This window comes from Paenibacillus sp. N3.4, from assembly GCF_008017805.1.
Lineage (GTDB): Bacteria > Bacillota > Bacilli > Paenibacillales > NBRC-103111 > Paenibacillus_E.
In genome coordinates, this window is the sequence record NZ_VRTT01000002.1 from 153,166 (window position 1) to 169,266 (window position 16,101).

General features: G+C 40.4%; 25 protein-coding genes, 1 tRNA gene and 1 pseudogene. 10 read left to right on the top strand and 17 right to left on the bottom strand.

Annotated features, from left to right (window positions below):
* Window positions 1-55: 55 nt before the first annotated feature.
* The gene (locus FU659_RS02510; protein WP_315971263.1) at window positions 56-583 is read right to left on the bottom strand and encodes a divergent PAP2 family protein; all 528 of its coding nucleotides are present in this window, start codon (window positions 581-583) and stop codon (window positions 56-58) included.
* Window positions 584-637: 54 nt separating this feature from the next.
* On the opposite strand from FU659_RS02510, the gene FU659_RS02515 reads away from it, so the two are divergent.
* Window positions 638-1,069 carry a CBS domain-containing protein gene (locus tag FU659_RS02515; RefSeq protein WP_147946087.1) on the top strand — a complete coding sequence of 144 codons (432 nt, stop codon included), beginning with the start codon at window positions 638-640 and terminating at the stop codon, window positions 1,067-1,069.
* Here FU659_RS02515 and FU659_RS02520 read toward each other — a convergent pair.
* From FU659_RS02520 to FU659_RS02535, 4 genes are read right to left on the bottom strand one after another with little or no spacing between them, the layout of a single operon-like run.
* Window positions 1,038-2,249, bottom strand: coding sequence for an ArnT family glycosyltransferase (locus FU659_RS02520; RefSeq protein ID WP_147946088.1), 1,212 nt, complete (start codon window positions 2,247-2,249; stop codon window positions 1,038-1,040). The two genes, FU659_RS02515 and FU659_RS02520, sit on opposite strands and share 32 nt — an antisense overlap.
* 33 nt (window positions 2,250-2,282) lie before the next feature.
* Window positions 2,283-2,627 carry an EamA family transporter gene (locus FU659_RS02525; protein WP_147946089.1) on the bottom strand — a complete coding sequence of 115 codons (345 nt, stop codon included), beginning with the start codon at window positions 2,625-2,627 and terminating at the stop codon, window positions 2,283-2,285.
* A 5-nt stretch (window positions 2,628-2,632) separates the two neighbouring features.
* Window positions 2,633-2,980 (bottom strand): DUF2304 domain-containing protein, encoded by a 348-nt coding sequence (locus FU659_RS02530; protein WP_147946090.1) that lies wholly within the window; start codon window positions 2,978-2,980, stop codon window positions 2,633-2,635.
* 2 nt (window positions 2,981-2,982) lie between these two features.
* Window positions 2,983-3,681 (bottom strand): glycosyltransferase family 2 protein, encoded by a 699-nt coding sequence (locus FU659_RS02535; RefSeq protein ID WP_147946091.1) that lies wholly within the window; start codon window positions 3,679-3,681, stop codon window positions 2,983-2,985.
* Window positions 3,682-3,878: 197 nt separating this feature from the next.
* Here FU659_RS02535 and FU659_RS02540 point away from each other — a divergent pair, with 197 nt between their 5' ends.
* From FU659_RS02540 to FU659_RS02550, 3 genes and pseudogenes are all read left to right on the top strand, one after another.
* The gene (locus tag FU659_RS02540; RefSeq protein ID WP_147946146.1) at window positions 3,879-4,121 is read left to right on the top strand and encodes a spore germination protein; all 243 of its coding nucleotides are present in this window, start codon (window positions 3,879-3,881) and stop codon (window positions 4,119-4,121) included.
* 56 nt (window positions 4,122-4,177) lie between these two features.
* Window positions 4,178-4,561: a hypothetical protein gene (locus tag FU659_RS02545; RefSeq protein WP_147946092.1), complete on the top strand. Its 384-nt coding sequence runs from the start codon at window positions 4,178-4,180 to the stop codon at window positions 4,559-4,561.
* A 133-nt stretch (window positions 4,562-4,694) separates the two neighbouring features.
* A pseudogene (locus tag FU659_RS02550) lies at window positions 4,695-4,859 on the top strand (Ger(x)C family spore germination C-terminal domain-containing protein); the annotation flags it as partial.
* Window positions 4,860-4,868: 9 nt separating this feature from the next.
* Here the strand turns inward: FU659_RS02550 and FU659_RS02555 are convergent.
* The 3 genes from FU659_RS02555 to FU659_RS02565 all read right to left on the bottom strand — a co-directional run bounded on the left by FU659_RS02555 (window position 4,869) and on the right by FU659_RS02565 (window position 6,406).
* Complete coding sequence (locus FU659_RS02555; protein ID WP_147946093.1) at window positions 4,869-5,048, bottom strand: hypothetical protein; 180 nt, start codon at window positions 5,046-5,048, stop codon at window positions 4,869-4,871.
* 220 nt (window positions 5,049-5,268) lie between these two features.
* Complete coding sequence (locus FU659_RS02560) at window positions 5,269-5,832, bottom strand: hypothetical protein (RefSeq protein WP_147946094.1); 564 nt, start codon at window positions 5,830-5,832, stop codon at window positions 5,269-5,271.
* 22 nt (window positions 5,833-5,854) lie between these two features.
* A complete protein-coding gene (locus tag FU659_RS02565) occupies window positions 5,855-6,406 on the bottom strand; it encodes a superoxide dismutase family protein (protein ID WP_147946095.1) in 552 nt (183 codons plus the stop codon).
* Between the two features lie 413 nt (window positions 6,407-6,819).
* Between FU659_RS02565 and FU659_RS02570 the strand changes: the two genes are divergently transcribed.
* Both FU659_RS02570 and FU659_RS02575 read left to right on the top strand, forming a co-directional pair.
* On the top strand, window positions 6,820-7,224 hold the full coding sequence (locus tag FU659_RS02570; RefSeq protein WP_187273851.1) for an MCP four helix bundle domain-containing protein: 405 nt from the start codon (window positions 6,820-6,822) through the stop codon (window positions 7,222-7,224).
* A complete protein-coding gene (locus tag FU659_RS02575) occupies window positions 7,224-8,663 on the top strand; it encodes a methyl-accepting chemotaxis protein (RefSeq protein ID WP_147946097.1) in 1,440 nt (479 codons plus the stop codon). Before FU659_RS02570 ends, FU659_RS02575 begins: the two co-directional genes overlap by 1 nt.
* Before the next feature lie 185 nt (window positions 8,664-8,848).
* Here the strand turns inward: FU659_RS02575 and FU659_RS02580 are convergent, their stop codons facing one another.
* Window positions 8,849-9,175, bottom strand: a complete 327-nt coding sequence (locus tag FU659_RS02580; protein WP_147946098.1) for a hypothetical protein — start codon at window positions 9,173-9,175, stop codon at window positions 8,849-8,851.
* 272 nt (window positions 9,176-9,447) lie between these two features.
* Between FU659_RS02580 and FU659_RS35060 the strand changes: the two genes are divergently transcribed.
* The 3 genes from FU659_RS35060 (at window position 9,448) to FU659_RS02590 (ending at window position 10,448) form a co-directional block, all read left to right on the top strand.
* Window positions 9,448-9,606 carry a hypothetical protein gene (locus tag FU659_RS35060; protein WP_187273852.1) on the top strand — a complete coding sequence of 53 codons (159 nt, stop codon included), beginning with the start codon at window positions 9,448-9,450 and terminating at the stop codon, window positions 9,604-9,606.
* 167 nt (window positions 9,607-9,773) lie between these two features.
* Window positions 9,774-9,980, top strand: a complete 207-nt coding sequence (locus FU659_RS02585) for an alpha/beta-type small acid-soluble spore protein (protein WP_147946099.1) — start codon at window positions 9,774-9,776, stop codon at window positions 9,978-9,980.
* 150 nt (window positions 9,981-10,130) lie between these two features.
* Window positions 10,131-10,448: a hypothetical protein gene (locus FU659_RS02590; protein WP_147946100.1), complete on the top strand. Its 318-nt coding sequence runs from the start codon at window positions 10,131-10,133 to the stop codon at window positions 10,446-10,448.
* A 71-nt stretch (window positions 10,449-10,519) separates the two neighbouring features.
* Here FU659_RS02590 and FU659_RS02595 read toward each other — a convergent pair whose 3' ends face one another.
* The 6 genes from FU659_RS02595 to FU659_RS02620 all read right to left on the bottom strand — a co-directional run bounded on the left by FU659_RS02595 (window position 10,520) and on the right by FU659_RS02620 (window position 14,283).
* Entirely contained in the window at window positions 10,520-10,948 is a 429-nt protein-coding gene (locus FU659_RS02595) for a NucA/NucB deoxyribonuclease domain-containing protein (RefSeq protein WP_147946101.1), read from the bottom strand.
* A 31-nt stretch (window positions 10,949-10,979) separates the two neighbouring features.
* Window positions 10,980-11,255, bottom strand: coding sequence for a hypothetical protein (locus FU659_RS02600; RefSeq protein ID WP_147946102.1), 276 nt, complete (start codon window positions 11,253-11,255; stop codon window positions 10,980-10,982).
* Window positions 11,256-11,613: 358 nt separating this feature from the next.
* Entirely contained in the window at window positions 11,614-12,135 is a 522-nt protein-coding gene (locus tag FU659_RS02605; RefSeq protein ID WP_187273853.1) for a hypothetical protein, read from the bottom strand.
* Between the two features lie 283 nt (window positions 12,136-12,418).
* Window positions 12,419-13,129 (bottom strand): DUF4304 domain-containing protein, encoded by a 711-nt coding sequence (locus FU659_RS02610; protein WP_147946104.1) that lies wholly within the window; start codon window positions 13,127-13,129, stop codon window positions 12,419-12,421.
* A 272-nt stretch (window positions 13,130-13,401) separates the two neighbouring features.
* Window positions 13,402-13,671, bottom strand: coding sequence for a hypothetical protein (locus FU659_RS02615; RefSeq protein ID WP_147946105.1), 270 nt, complete (start codon window positions 13,669-13,671; stop codon window positions 13,402-13,404).
* Between the two features lie 539 nt (window positions 13,672-14,210).
* Window positions 14,211-14,283, bottom strand: a tRNA-Val gene (locus FU659_RS02620).
* Window positions 14,284-14,472: 189 nt separating this feature from the next.
* Between FU659_RS02620 and FU659_RS02625 the strand changes: the two genes are divergently transcribed.
* On the top strand, window positions 14,473-14,673 hold the full coding sequence (locus tag FU659_RS02625; RefSeq protein WP_147946106.1) for a hypothetical protein: 201 nt from the start codon (window positions 14,473-14,475) through the stop codon (window positions 14,671-14,673).
* A 226-nt stretch (window positions 14,674-14,899) separates the two neighbouring features.
* On the opposite strand, the gene FU659_RS02630 is transcribed toward FU659_RS02625, so the two are convergent.
* Together FU659_RS02630 and FU659_RS02635 are read right to left on the bottom strand one after the other, a co-directional pair.
* Complete coding sequence (locus FU659_RS02630; protein ID WP_261807568.1) at window positions 14,900-15,253, bottom strand: metallophosphoesterase; 354 nt, start codon at window positions 15,251-15,253, stop codon at window positions 14,900-14,902.
* A gap of 2 nt (window positions 15,254-15,255) precedes the next feature.
* Window positions 15,256-16,095 carry an alpha/beta hydrolase family protein gene (locus tag FU659_RS02635; protein WP_147946107.1) on the bottom strand — a complete coding sequence of 280 codons (840 nt, stop codon included), beginning with the start codon at window positions 16,093-16,095 and terminating at the stop codon, window positions 15,256-15,258.
* Between the last annotated feature and the right edge of the window lie 6 nt (window positions 16,096-16,101).

Here is a 16,101-nt window from a genome sequence, read left to right on the forward strand (position 1 = left end):
AAGAACGTTTCTTGATCTTATCCCATTCGCAGAAAGTTGTCCATATGCGTCATTCTTACCTTCTTTGTTTTTCTATCAAAAAACTGATGGCCCCTACAGCAACGCCTAATATCGCACCTCCCAAAACTTCCGTTGGCAGGTGCCCCAATCGTTCCTTTAAAGCTTTCCGTCTACGCGCGTGGTATAAACCAGGCTGCTGCTTAGCCAAACGTTCGACTTGCTCATCCAAGTCATTCACTTCTACGGCAATCTCTCCTGCTGCTCGACGGATCCCCATCGCATCGTACATGACGACAGCTCCGAAAACCGTACTTATCGCGAAATCCATCGCTGAGATCCCTCTTTTAAAAGCAATGTAAGTCGCAAGCGCAGATACACCAGCGGAATGTGAACTTGGCATCCCCCCGGTTTGCAGCACCTGTGTCCAATCCCAGTCCCCAGTCTGTATATAAGTAATAGGGATCTTTACCGCTTGGGCTGTCCCAATTCCAATTAGTGCTGTATTCAATGCTTGGTTCAATTCAATCACCTCTGTACTAGCATCTATCGCAGGTTTAGATTCTATGCGCTTTTTTTGATACAATAGAGGTGTCTGTTTCTAAACCTGCCTGATGAAAGAACGAAGGAGTGTGTACGAATGAATATCGCTTTTTTCCTATTACCTAAATCCGAAGTCATTACTACGACCTTGCACGCTACACTGCGTCAAACGTTAGAAAGAATGGAATACCATCGATATACCGCTGTCCCTATCCTTTCCGATGACGGGCACTTTGTGGGAACTGTTACTGAGGGAGACTTACTTTGGTTTCTTAAAAACACCGAAGGTGTTGGCTTTGAAAATGCGCATCGTCATGTTCTTTCTGAAGTTCCGCTGCGAGTTCGCAACAAACCCGTCCATATTCATGCGGATATGGAGGATCTAATCGATTTGGCCAAAGTCCAGAATTTCGTGCCAATCGTGGATGATTCAGATAAATTTATCGGCATTGTACGCAGAAGTGAAATTATCGAATATTGTGCTAAGCATATGAATTTTAGATCCTCTTCCGCTGTAATAGAGATGTAATCCAGGCATGGCGCACCATAAGGATAACTTGTGTAAGTAAATAGGCACTGCTTAACATAAGAAACGGGAGCATACTATACAAGTACCGATTTACCGGTATGAATATCATATGGACACTTAAAAACATGATAAAGCCCATCGTCAGATAAAGGATGCCTTTGTGGCGAAAGCTAAAAGTGAGCATCGTGAAGCAGCCGATGGCAATTAAAAAGTTATGCAAGTGATTCAACCAATTGGCATACCACGCTGGAACGGAAAACGGATAAGGTCCCACCCACATCGTATTGAAAAATACGAGCAACTTTCCAATCGTCATCCATTTGATCCATAGCAAAGGATCGTTGATCAATCCTTGTTTGATTCGTTGTAATCCTTCTGCGAACTGATGCTCTTTATCAATGTGATTCCAATCAATTGTTCCTTGGAAGTAAGGATCCGTTCCACCCAGGAACGGATTGCCTGCTTCTCCGCTGGCTATGAAAATGAAGGAATGAAAAGTGAGCCAATTACGAACCCACCACGGCATCATCACAAGAGCAAAAGAAGAAAATGCCACTAAAGCTGGTTTAACATCCAGCTTTTTATTATTTATCCATAGAAATGCATACGGGAGTACAGCCATCGGAAGTGAATTCGGTCGAATGAGCACACAGATCCCCAGCAGCAATCCCATCCAGAGATGGTCTCGCCATCTGTTTTCCTGTATGATACGTAATTGGATGTAAAGTAAGGCCGTGAAAGCCGTAAGGAATGGAACCTCCGTTAAAATGAGGGAAGATGACCATACGTAGGAAGGATACACCGCGGCAAATCCTGCAGCAAAAAGCCCCGTTATCGGATGAAGTATTCGCTTGCCCAATAGAAAAAGAAAAACAATAGCCCCCAATGAAAGAAAACAATTCAACACACGGACAACCATCAAAGACCATTCTAAGTGCTCATGTCCGATTACGGAAAATACAGCTGCTAAGAGCAATGGAAATCCAGGTGTGACCAACGTATTAGGAATCGTATCCCGATAAGCGAATATGCCCTTTTCCAACAATTGAACCGCTGTTTTCGTGTACTCCAGTTGATCCCATTCCAACGGTGGATACTCCGCTTCAAGCACATAATGAAGACGCAAATATAACGCGGCAGCCAATATGAGCAGTAAGGCAAACCCGTACTCTTTCTTCACAACCCTCTTCCCCTTCCACGATGGTTATTCTATTCACCTAGCTAACAGAAATGCGCCTCCAACCAGCATGAGCAAGCCCATGACCTGATGAACCGTAAACGCTTCCTTAAATAATAACCATCCAAACAAAGCGCCGAAGACGTAGGCTATCGACTGCAAAGGATATATACGGCTCAGATCATACCGGCTTAATGCATAGAACCATATTACCGTAGCCACTCCATATAGCACGCAACCCAGAAGAATATAAGGCTGCATCAAAATGGCACTTAGGTTATGGATGCCGGTTAATGGCGTTCGACTAAGCGCTACTTTCCAGACAATTTGCCCAGCAACCAATAAACATACATTTAGCAAGACGATAACAAATGGAGCCATCCTTTTTATTCCGCCCCCTTCCTTTGCAACTGTTCCTGCAGCAGACCTACTTCTTGGATAAGACGTGTTAATTTACGATGCAGCTTCGAAATAACCAGTGTTAAATGCATGATGAAAACAAGAGAAAACAATAGTCCTCCCAGAAAAAGAAATGACGGTGCGTAGTAAATATGCATACGATGTGAAATCACATCAAGTAAGCTGGGAAACAGACTGAATACAGCCATCAAACTCCCTAGAATTAACCAAAGAATTCCGTACTGCTCCTGAAGCTTCTGCCTGCGAATTAGCTCTACACAAATAAAAATAAAGATCAGACAAAACACAATGCCCAACACATACACATTCATCATTATCAACTCACATTACGTATTCTGGTTATACAAACGGCTAAAGAAACTTTCATCATATAATACAACGATTTCAAAGGTGTAATCGATGAGCGTCCCGTCTTTCTGGCATGCATCCTAACAGATACTTCCTGGACGATGAATTTCTTTCTCTCCAGCAAAACGATCGCTTCGACTTCCGGATAATCTTCGGGATAGTCATGAGCAAATAAGTCAATGAGTCGACGGTTAACCGCACGGAAGCCCGAAGTCGGATCCGTGAACGTCTTCCCTGTCATCCATTGAATCATCCATGTAAAAAATAAGATCCCCAATCTTCGATTCCACGCAGAACGATAGGCTGTTTTATGTAAAAATCTAGAACCGATACAGCAATCTACAGTGCCACTTAGAATGGGTTCCATAATTTGCGTTAATTCTTTCGGATCGTGCTGTCCGTCGGCATCAATCTGGACCGCCAGATCATATTCGTGACGGTATGCATACAAATATCCCGTTTGCATGGCCCCCCCGATGCCTAGATTAACCGGCAAGTCAATCACAATGGCCAGACCTGTCTTTTGAGCCATCCAAGAGGTCTGGTCTGTAGAACCATCATTGATGATAATAATATCCATATCCGGTTGTTCTTGTTTAATAGCGGCAACAACGTGTTCTATGCTCTTCTCTTCGTTGTAAGCAGGAATAATAGCTAATGTTCTCATGAAGTGTCTCCTCATTGGTAGGTTTTGGAGTCCTTTGTTCCAATCATTCCCTTTTCGACCTTGAAATAAACTAACGATACTTTGTCGTCATATGGATACATCAACTGCTAGAGAGACACACTAATAGGAAAAGGTTGCTTTTAGAGGAAGAATATCCCTTGATCTCATTAACGACCCTCCGATGACCTAGAGCATAGATTTATGCAAACCAAAAATTTACAGATGTCGACGCATTATTTAAAATAACATCCGGTTATATAGCTATTTTTTCCAATGATAACATCCTTCTTTTTCAGGCGGCAGAAGTTAAAGCCACTACCTTATCCGATGCCAAAGTGGAAGCAACCATTCAGGGCCCTCAAACGGCTTTTAGTGAGCATATTGAAACCAACATTAACTTAATCAGGTTCCGCTATCGAAATAGTTCTCTACGTGTGTAAACTCGTGTGATAGGACGTTTATAACCAAGTTTCTAGATCAAGTTCTCCCTGAAATCATGAAGAACCGCATTCCAAACTGGCTGCGGATTATCATTATGCTGCTATTCATTTCTCTGTGGTTCCTTGCCGGCGGCATTACACTTATTGCTTACAGCGAAATAACCAAAAAATATATTAATCCGGATGTATCCTCCTTTTACATTATTTTGGCATTCGTTCTCGTTGTTGCACTTATTTCAAGAACTCGCTCAGAAAGCGTTCTGTACAGCATGGAAATTCTTCTCATTCTTAATGCGCCAATTATTGCATGGGTGTTTTACAAAGCTGCAACGAATCCATCCATGAACTATGATGCCTGTATGGAAATTGTGACGCGAAAAAAAACGTATTCCCTATCTCTGGACGATTCCTATTATTGGAGCGGGTGTATTGCTGACTAGCTTTCTTATTCCTATAGGGTTCCATGGGACGATTGGCGTGGAGTCCGGTTATATTATTTCTGAATATATGTTCGATTTTATCGAAAAAAAATAGAATGGGGTTAGATCCCATTCTTCCGATCATCGAAGCCAGAAAAAAAATCTCGATCCATTTGGCTTCGGATTAGATTATAGAGCTCATCATTTTGGCGCTGTGGAAGAAGAATGGGAAATGTGGCAATCCCTTTATCCCGGGCTTGAGTTTCATGTCCATGTCCATATTCAACTCAAACTTGAGGGAACAGGGGCCATTAAATGAAGATGATGTTTAGATTGACAGCGGAGATGAAGATTCGGACATAAGTTCCGTGAGTGTTTCAATTGAAGCCTCGAGAAGACATGCACGATCAACTGCTGCTTGTTTCGCTTGTTCGGTTTGCCATCTTTGCAACTGAATAGGCTGAATTCCAAGTTGATTCATCACATGATTAATATCAATTTCTCTCATGACCCCTACACCTCATCCATAGTTTAACTCTATTACTTTTCTACTCTATACTTTATCGGTCATTCTATGTTCTGTAAATAAGTGCATATTGTCGAATAGCCTAAAAAATCAATAAATGAATTATAAAGAATTCTTTATTGAAAACGTCTAATTTCAACAAAAAAGACAAAAGCGCATGGTTGAGATGCTCTTTTGTCTTTCGTACGACCTTTTCTTCCTTTTATTGCAACTGCCCATTCGACGACGCTTTGGACGAGACAAATTCACTGGCCCAGTCCACCATGCCGTTCATTAAGGTCAGAATAAGATTAACGGCGTCTTTTTCCGTTAAGGTACCTTCCGATTGGCTGCTGACATATTGAGATGTTTTCTGCTCTAACTTTTCTACAAGATCTTTAATTTTCAATAATTCATTGGCTAAATCGGTTACTTGCTGTCCGCTTCCTGAGCTCTGTTCTGCACTCTGACATTGTCCTTGTCCTTGTGATTGCCCTTGTGATTGGCCTTGTGATTGTCCTTGACCTTTGCTTTGAGATTGTTGACTTGATCCTTGAGCTTGATTCTGACCTTGTGGCTGCGAGTCGGCATTTGCAGCTTGCTGTCCGCCGCTGTTCTGACCTCCAGCTCCACCTTGATCTTGGTTTTGTCCGGTGCCTTGATTGCTTTGAGAGTTGCTGCCGCCATTAATGAGCATCTTCTTTACTTGTTCAAGTTCAATGAGCACCATATCGTTTTGTTTCGTAAGTTCATCCATTTGTAATTTGAGATCTTGTGTTTTAATCATGCTGTTAATTCCGCCCCTTCAATTATTTCACTACACCGCAAGCAATTCGTTTGCCCGAATTACCGGTTGGATCTGTCTTCAGATCATCCTCTTTTTCATGAATAATGAGACTAGCACCACCCGATTGAAGCAAAGAGTTTGGTTTGTGTGGAAGTAGAACCACAGCCTTCGTAACCGCATTGAAATTACCATTTCCTTGCTCATCTACGATCAGATTGGGAAGATCCCCTGCATGTGGACCTTTCGGGTTAAGAAAACCATGCTGTTTCTTGAATGGATTGAAGTGTGCCCCTGCGGAATCAAAACTTGGAGCTTCACAAATTGCTTTTTCGTGAAAATGGATACCATGCTTACCAGGTGTCAGCCCGCTAACTCGGACATCAATCCGTACCCCATCTGCAACAGGCATTAGCCTGGCTTGCCCAATGGATTGACCATTGCTTCCCATTATTGGCACATTAATCTCTGCAGGAAGTGGTGCTGCCTCACTTGTCGCCATACTTTTGACGGTTTGACAACCACTCAGTACAAGCAGTCCCAGACTAACAGACACAATCAATTTGACGGATTTCATAAAGCGACTACCTCCCAAGGAACTTTTCTATTTACATATTCTCCCCTTAGGATGCACATCTGCATTCAGCAGTAACCATACCTAACAAACAATTTTTCACAATAAATATTTACAAAAAAAAAGGAAAGATCTTTAAGGAGCGTCAGGAGTTCTTTCCTTTTCATCTACTGATAATCGTTATCATCCATTTAACTCTAATATAGCACCCGCGATAGTAAAATCGATAAAAGGTGATACATCTTTGGACAAATCAGTGATGAACATCCTCGCCCAGCTAGATCATAGAAAAAATCTATACTCGGACATAGTTTTTATTGATAAATTTAACATTTTCATTGAACACCGCTAACCTTCTCCGAATTAATATAAGTTAAACTAGCCCTATTATGTGTTTCACAAAACGGAGGGTAAGCATGCACAACATCAAATTCTCCAAGTGGAGGAACTGGATTCAACAACGCAATAAGGAGTGGCTAGGCTTGTGTAAAGCCGTATTCAGCGGAAACACTAGGAGTGTAATGGCAAAGGCAAAACCCTTTACTGTACGTAAAAAATTGCTGGGCTCTTTTCTGATTACGATCGTTTTGTCAGCAATTGTCGGCTTTACTGGGTTGGTTAATATGTCGTTCATGCAAAAATTAACAGGAGAGATTACCAACTCTTCCTTGCAGGGAATAGATACAATCAACAAAATTAATTTACTTGCGCAACAAATGTTAGCTTTACAGGCTACGATGATTATGGAACCGAATGAGGAGAATAAAAGCAGTTCACCCCGCAGTCCGGTGCGATTTTCAAGCAAATCGACGATAATTTGATGCTTTACAGCAAAAAAGTGCAAAGTGACGAGGAACGAGTGCATGTTGGACAATTGAAGGCGAAATGGTCTGCCTATAAGGATGTATACTCTGATTCATTCATTATGGCAACACGGGTCAATTTTGTGGAAGGTGCTGGTGCCTATGCTGACCAGATATCCAAGATGTTAAAGAAGTCGAAAGAAGCCTATGAATCGATGCAGCAAGAGATCGATGCCCTGGGCAAACTGAATTATGACGGTGCTGTAACTTTATCCAGAAATAGTGAGGGCCTCTACTACAGCGCTATTCGCAATACGGGAATCGCGGTATCTCTTGCTGTCATTCTCTCCATTGGTCTGGCGCTCTTCATCTCAGCCAACATTGCCGAGCCAGTGAGGCAAGTATCCGGCACTCTGCAGAAAATTGCCGAGGGAGATCTTTCTTCCACTGCTATTAACGTCAAAAACCGCGATGAAATCGGGCTTTTGATTCATTCATTGAATCGTATGACCCTGAATCTCCGAGGTACGATTATCCAGATACGCGACACGTCCGATACCGTCGCAGCGTCCTCCGATCAACTCCTCGAACATTGCGAACGCAATGTTCAGGCAGCTGGTGAGGTGAAGCAATCCATAGAGAGCGTAGCTGCAGGAGCAAGCGATCAGATGTTGGGTGCTGAACAAACCAGCATGGCCATTGATCAAATTATAGGAGGACTTCAAAAAATTGCAGACTCCACAGGAGAAGTTTCGTCAATGGCAGCGGAAGCCTCTCTGCAAGCTAAGAAAGGCGACTCCTCTGTACAAACAGTCGTTCATGTTATGCATAACATTAGCGAAGCCGTCGTCCGCGGAGAAAAAGGGATTCGCAAACTGGAGGAACATTCTCGCGATATCGGAAACATTGTCAATCTGATTGGAGATTTATCTCAGCAAACCAATTTGCTAGCCCTGAATGCCGCGATTGAATCAGCACGGGCAGGAGAATACGGAAGAGGTTTCGCTGTTGTTGCTCAAGAAGTAAAGAAACTATCTGAGCAATCAGCTAATGCGGTTAAGCATATAGGCGCAATGATCAAGCAGATCCAAACGGATACGCACCAAGTAGCAATTACGATGAAGCAGGGGCTAGGCGAGGTAGATAAGGGACTGGAGAGCATTGGGCAAGTGGAAGTATCCTTTGCGAACATTGTTTCATCAGCGGAGGATGTCAATCGCAGCATTCAGGGAGCAGCAACTGCCGCTCAAGTGCTGGCAGCAAGCTCTATGCAGGTGTCCGTAACCATCGAGGAGATGAACACCATCGCTCAGAGTTCGGCTTCTTCTGCAACGGCGGTTGCCGCAACGACCGGAAGGCAGCTCGATTCTCTTAACGGCATGGCAGGTTCCGCCCATTCGTTAAGCAACATTTCTCAGAACTTGAGACAATCGGTCAATCATTTTAAAGTAAGCTAATAAACGGATAACTATTTCTGAAGAAAAAAAGTTAAAGGACCATTTATATAAAGTCCTTTAACTTTTATTCATTGTATGCCGGCCACTCATTATACGAAGCAATCATATAGACATATTCTTTCTTATTTGCAGAAAAAAGCCCAAAATCTTTCGATTTCAGGCTTTTTAAATCCTATGAATCCCACTTATAAAATCGTCATCAATTTAGCAATCGTCTGCAGATTTTCCAATTTGCGTTTGTAGAAATGAAACTCTACTTTCGCATGCTCGACAGCATCCTCCATGAGCAGAACTTGTTGCTGGAGCTCCCTGGTGTAAGGCCACATTTCTGCTTGACGGTGCAGGTCGTTCTTTCCTGTAACTAACCCCTCGCTGATGACTTCGCACTCTTTGGACAAAAGTCGATGTTTCGCCCATGCAAGTTCAGACACTGCGTCCACGAAGATGACTTCTGCTTGCTTTACTAGTTCAGGAACAAGTTGTAGCTCCAAAATAACATCCGACCGATTCATTCGGATTCCTCCTATTAGCTCAGCAATTTGATGTTTTTGCTGCTTCGCCACATATATATATTCAAAGAAAAAATAAAACATGCTTACCCGCCTTGACGGGCAATATTATAACATCAAAACACTTTTTTCGACCTTTCTCGCTAACGCATTTCTTCATTATCTGACAATTCTATTAATTAATTATTAAATCTATTAAAAGCGCTTTCAACCCCCTTGTCCTTTCCGCATAAAGGAGATAGAATGATACTATACGTAGCCGAGGAGGTGACAATATGAGCCAAGAGGAAGAAAATGTTGTATCCCAAAATGAAGAAGAAATTGCCAACGAGTCCACCGAAGAAGAGGTGAGCCAAGAGGCGGAAGAAGAAGCAACAGACGCGGTTGAAGAACTCGCTGCTGCTGACGAAAGCACGGAATCCGAAGAGGAATAATACATATTTCAAATATAAGTTCCCCCTCCTAACCGGTGGGGGTTTATTGATATTAGAGGACAAAAATCAGCCCAAACGGATTTTTCCTTGTATCACATATTTTAATGAATAAATATTCTGAACTTTCAAATAATAATCATGTACCAAAAAAAAGGAGATGATTATGAATGGCTAGCAACACTTTAGTCGTACAACAAGCCAAAGCAGCACTCGATCAACTGAAGTATGAAGTCGCTCAAGAAATTGGTGTTCCTCTCTCTCCAAATGGCTACAACGGCAATTTAGCAACACGCGATGCTGGCGCGATAGGCGGCAACATTACGAAACGGTTAGTACAAATCGCAGAACAGCAACTTTCCAGCTTCAAACGCTAATTCTTCAGCAAAGAAGCAAGCATACAGACAAAAAAGACGGTTCACTCGATCCTCCTTAGAGTGAAGCTCGTCTTTTTTTCTTTTTTATGAGTAAATAGTTCGTTTTTATGGTATGGTTACGGTAGAAGAGCTCGAAAGAAGGATACCTCGATGATATTAACGAGAGAAGATTTAATTGATCATTTCTTTGCCATGATCCGCAAATTTGATCGTACCGGCATTGACTTATTTGAAGTGAAATCATTTTTCAACAAAGTTTCCGAAGTTCGTTTGTTCACGCCACCCACCGTCGAATTCATGACCGTTCTAAAAACATATCGTTCTATTCTGTTTCATGAATTCAAAAGATCCCTTGTACCGAGTACAAGTATGTGGTTTATTGCGAATGTTAGCATGGATGTTGGCGAGGCGCTAGTAAGTTTGGGAATTACAGATGTCGATCATCTGGAGAGGTGCGTCAAAGGATAATGGTAAAGGCAAAAAAGTCTCCCTTTCGTGGTATTTGACCACAAAAGGGAGACTTTTTTACATTCAACACGTTATTCTACAACAATCTTGACCTTAGTTCCATCCTTATATTTCTCCAATTGATTGGCAATCCATGATCCTGCGCCGCGATTGTCCGACGGACTTATATATTCGATATCTGCGCCTTGACCACCTTCGGCGCACATGGCCATCGGAAACTCATCTCGATCGAAACCTTTTTTAGTTGGAACACCCTTTAATGAATGTTTACGATTTTCTTCGGCACCCTTTCGATCAATGGTGCAGATATCTGGTTCTCCATGTCTAATAGCTGACTTGATATGTGCAGCTGTTTCCGGGAAACGTTCAGAAGGAACACTAAGAGTAACTGTGGGTTGCCCATTAACATTTCTAAGAACCGCTAGAAAAGGATCTTTATTATAATAAAGGATGGAAAAGAGTAAGATAAATAGCAAAACATAGGTTATTTTTTTATTCATTCCTCGCAACATTCATTTGTTGGTTTAAAGATTAAACCATATGAACCTTTCCGGCTTCATCCATCGTGAACTTCTCTCTTCTGACTCGAGTCTCGCCTTGATACAATTCAACAATTCGAACTGAAGCTACGGAATCATCGATCTGCAAACGCCAACCATTCGAATTTAATAAAGCGCAAACCTCATCAAACTCCATTAATTTATAGCCATAAAATCCACTAAGACCAGCCCATCTTTTCAAAAGGACCTTGGTTGAATGATTGAGCTTATCTGAAGTGGCCTCAATCGTTTTCTTTTTTGTTGTCATTTTTGTTGCCTCCATTTGTCTACAAGCAGTTTCTGAACAGAAACCCTTTTTCCTAATCTTATTACGCTTACCTATCCATAGATCTTTACCAACTTCAAACTCTTACCAAACAGATTCTTCTTCTTCAACTCTATATACTGGCAATAACTTAACCTCCACCTAAAAAAATAAATAGGGGCTGGTCAATCCACTCCCCATTATAACAAACTAAATAGCTAGATACCATCTAACAAAAGAAGGCTTAGATACCTAATATAGCCGATAGTTGCTAAAAAAGAATGCATTCCACACTTAACCTTCCATTAATGGAACGAGAACTCATTAATATAAACCGAAGAGACTGATTAGATTAGATTGATTAATTTTCATAAACTATTTGATCATCCTTGTCGTAACCTGTTGCCTTTATTCCTGGCACTGTTCCATAATAGTAGGTAGAAACGACATACCATATCCTAAAGCCCAGACCAGAGTCAAAAAATAGTGCATCTTCATTAAGATTCCATTCGTTGTCATAAGTTATATGTAATTTATTTATTTTTTCGTCGTTTACACTACCCCAAAATATATGGTAGCCTTTTCCTGCCTTTTTCATCTGCTCTAGATTAGCCCATGAAAACGTCACTGGAAATGAACTCGAAGCCTCCATTCCATGTCCAGATATCCACTTCCAATTCCCCTTATAATTCCTTGCCAGACCAACACCTACATCATTATTCAATCCTTCATAAAAAATAACTTCTCCATCTGTTAATTGGACTTTTTTAATAATTCCCTTTGATTTAATGCCAGTAGCAACAAATGCTTGTTCAGGTGTTTTGTATGACTCTTCAGTGGTGCATCCAGTAAATATCAATATGGATACTATTAAAATAAACAAGACGTTAAAAAATTTGAACATAGAGCCACTGTTCCTTTCATCTTGTATATAATGATCTAAGATGATCTAAACTTAAAATTGATTGTACACACCGAGATAACCAGTGAATGCATGGACATCACACATGACGGCTCTTTCAAATAGCTGCTAGTTTAGGAGAATGCTATTTTAAGCGAAAATTGTAGTGGGCTTTATTTATTGTGGAAGAAAACAAGCGGGAAAACTGCAAATGTTGACCAGAAAAATGCATACTTGATGTGGTTTCTTTAATAGAGCTTCTCTTTTATTCAGAGAACGACGGAGATTTCAAGAACTTTTTTACTTTTTTCAAAAATTCACCTTCATAACCCTTTAAAAGTAAATCAATCTCAGCAAAATTTTTATTGTGAACCATATGCTTTAAATCACTATAATACTTTATTCCATTATTAAAACCACTGACATCCCTATTGATATTTTCAACATCTTTTTTATGATCATGTAATCCTTGAAGTATTATATCCAAGTATCTTAAGCTGATCTCTGATTCGTGTTCTTTTAGAGCAGAAAACAAAATTAATTGTTGATGGAAATAACTTGTGAGTTGTGATGATTTGTCTAAAACCATTTTAGAGGTATTTAAACCATCGTAATATGGTAGAACTTTATCGATAAGTAATTTAATTATTTTGTTAGATGTCTCTTTATAGTTTAATTGTATATCGTACCAGTTATGTAAATCTGATTCAAAGAAACATAAACGTTTATTTGATCCGAGTGTATTATCATCAGTATTATTTAGAAAGAGCGGTCGAAAAGTTACATTAATCGTCATTAATGGACTGTACGTATGTTTCTGGAAATTCAATTTCTGATACATACATCCATCAATTCTTACTAAGTTCAAAACACCTTTTTTCCTAAAACCGAAGGGCTTTAAAGCTTCGTACACATCCTCAATTATTTCCTTATAAATCTGATTGATTTCGCTACTTGTAAGGGCATTTTCACTCATATAACTTCCCACCAATCTATATTCATGCTTTTTTTATTACATAGGCGCTTCTCAGGGAGAACGTGCAGAGTTTTTTCAGAAAACGGTTTACTTATTTTAACATTCGCCATAAATTTGTCAGTATCCTGCCCGTTCAATGAGCATTTATAGCTCTGGCTAAACAAGTTCCTCTTCAATAACTTCTTCTTCGTTAAAAATCATAAATGCGTACTTTAAGCATAGTAGTTGGTTCAGTTTTATTCCCATCTTCTCATAGAACACTCTATTGCCATTCATTTGCTTACGTTTTGTTTATACCAATGGTGCTCTTTACCTTCAATTTCCTTTTCAATAATAGAAAGGATATCTTTTCGAGGTAATCCTTCATTCTCTAACTCACCATAACGTTTATGAAATAGTTCTTGTTGCATAAACGCATTACACGTCTTTTGCCCTTGCTGGTAACAAGCACATTGGTCTTTATTCACTAAACCTTGACCGTCATTTTTCTCATAGCAAAAGACTGATTCTGCAATAATTTTTCCGATATCGATTCTACTCAAATTTCACCTCCATTTCCTAAACGCCATCACCCTGTTTTGCCGCGTACTCTTCAAGATAGCCAAGCAACAAAACTACCTTTGTAGTTTATATGGAATATATTACATGTGTCGAACGATGGAAGGCAATACAAATATTCCCTTAATAATTTAGGATTTAAATGGGCTTGCGAGCGTGATTAGTGTTAGGTGATACTTGTATGAGGATCAATATACGGAAGCTATCTGAGGGCATTCTGGTGAATTTGAGTGAGTATTGAGTATAAGCGAAAATGCAACGTAAAAGAGACCCATTCATTAATTTAATTCTGAATGAGTCGCTTTTTAAGAGGCACTACACATGGAAAATACTCACAAAAATATATCACATTTTCTTTAAATTTACATGAGATTAAATGAGACGATTGTTTCCTAAAGTAAAAAGAGTTGCAACTTTATTTTATGCCCCCCATTTCGCCCCCTGAAACTAAGTCAATAATATATCTGAAAATAGATAACAAAAAAACCCTTAAAGAATAAGGGTTTTAATGCTTTTTGTGGTATGACCTGTAGTGGGCTCGAACCACTGACCCCTACCCTGTCAAGATAGTGCTCTCCCAGCTGAGCTAACAAGTCGTTTTGAAGACAATTAGTAATATATCAAGAATCAGCATAATTGTCAATATTAAATGAACAACCCAGAACTAGTGTATCTACCAAAACGCGGCAAATCTCTTATTTATGCCTTTAAAACGAGAAAGACTTTCTTCTTGTCTGAATTTATGGTAACTTGATGTCATAAGAGCATTGGGAGGAACAAAGGAAATGACTAAGCAACAGCATAGATGGAATTTACGTTTGAAGAGCAGCAATATGTTTTTGGGAACTGTTTATTTGGCAGATCCGTTACCGGAAGTGGAAGATATCATCATGATTGGTGATAAAAAATATACGATCCTTGAGCTTGAAAGTAATCGAGATGCAAGTGACGTTTTCGTTGAAGAAGTGAAGAAAGAAAAGAAATAATATCAGACTATAAGTTGCAGAGCAGCCTACTGGAGATATCCGTTAGACTGCTCTGTTTTTTTCTGCTAACCTCATTGTTCCTCGTTCACCACAACAGAGTCCCTTATAAATTCGAAGCTTACTGGGGTATAATCCCAATGTTCAACACTCACATTAAAATAATGGAGTCCCTCATATTTCTGACCATGAATATGACCATGCACGTTCACAAAAGGCATGTGTTTATTCATATACATAGGCTCATGAGATAGGAAAAAGAAGTTTTTATAAATAATGGCGTGTTCACTAACTTCGTCAAACCAACATCAAGCCACCAGCTTCGTGATCTTCCTCGATCATGATTCCCCAGAATGAGGAACTTATATCCATGCAATTGGGATACAATATCTCGGGTCTTCTCTTTGTTCAGAAAAGAAAAGTCGCCAAGATGAAAAACGTGATCCTCTTTTTTGACAACTGCATTCCATTTGGAAATCATGGTAGTTGTCATTTCTTCGACATCTGCAAAAGGTCTGGATTCAAAATCAATGATAGGTTTATGACCAAAATGATGATCGGATATGAAAAATGTTCTCGACATAGCTACCCTACCATTTCTTGAATGATTTTGTTCGTCTCTGCTATTGCTTCTTTCAATGCTCTTGACTCTCCTTGATAAGGGTGCACCGATCCGAAAGTATGATTTCCCTCGGGAATGCGAATCCACTTCACAGCTGGATGCCGCTCCACAATGGTTTTTGAGCCTTGAATCCCCCTTTGTCCATCTTCCGTTCCTTGAATGAGGGCAATCGGAAATGTCGCGCCGCTGATTCTGCCTACGATATCATACCTATCGCGATTGCGCTCCATATCCTCTAGAATTTCAAGATCTAGCGGCATGTTTTGCTTAGTACGCCCGTTCAGCGTATATGATCTCCCTGATGTCCGCATCTCCGCCTTGTTTTCCTCCGTGAATAAATCAACATTGGCAATGCCGTTCCAGCTAATGACACCACCGATTTCATTCTGCTGATCCAATGCATAAATCAGGCAAACGGCTGCACCTCTACTGTGACCAAGCAGGAGAATCGGCTTTTGAGAGGATTCATAATCCTGATTTCGTATATATGTAATGACGGCATGCAAATCTTCCAAGTCCTTGGAATAAGTATCACGAGCAAACTTCTCGAGTTCTGTAAACTCTAGCAGATCCCCCCCAACTCCATTATGAGAGAAATTGATTGCAATCACATCTACTTCTTGTGCCAAGGATGCGGCGACATGTGGAAACATTCCCCAGTCTTTAAATCCCTTATAGCCGTGACAAACAATTAATGTTCCTTTGGATAACCCCGTTGCAGCCTTATATAAATCCCCTCTTACCACTCGATCCGGGCCCAAATTGAGCTCAAACGGCTTTCTTTCGCTTGAATAATTCGACATGTTGCT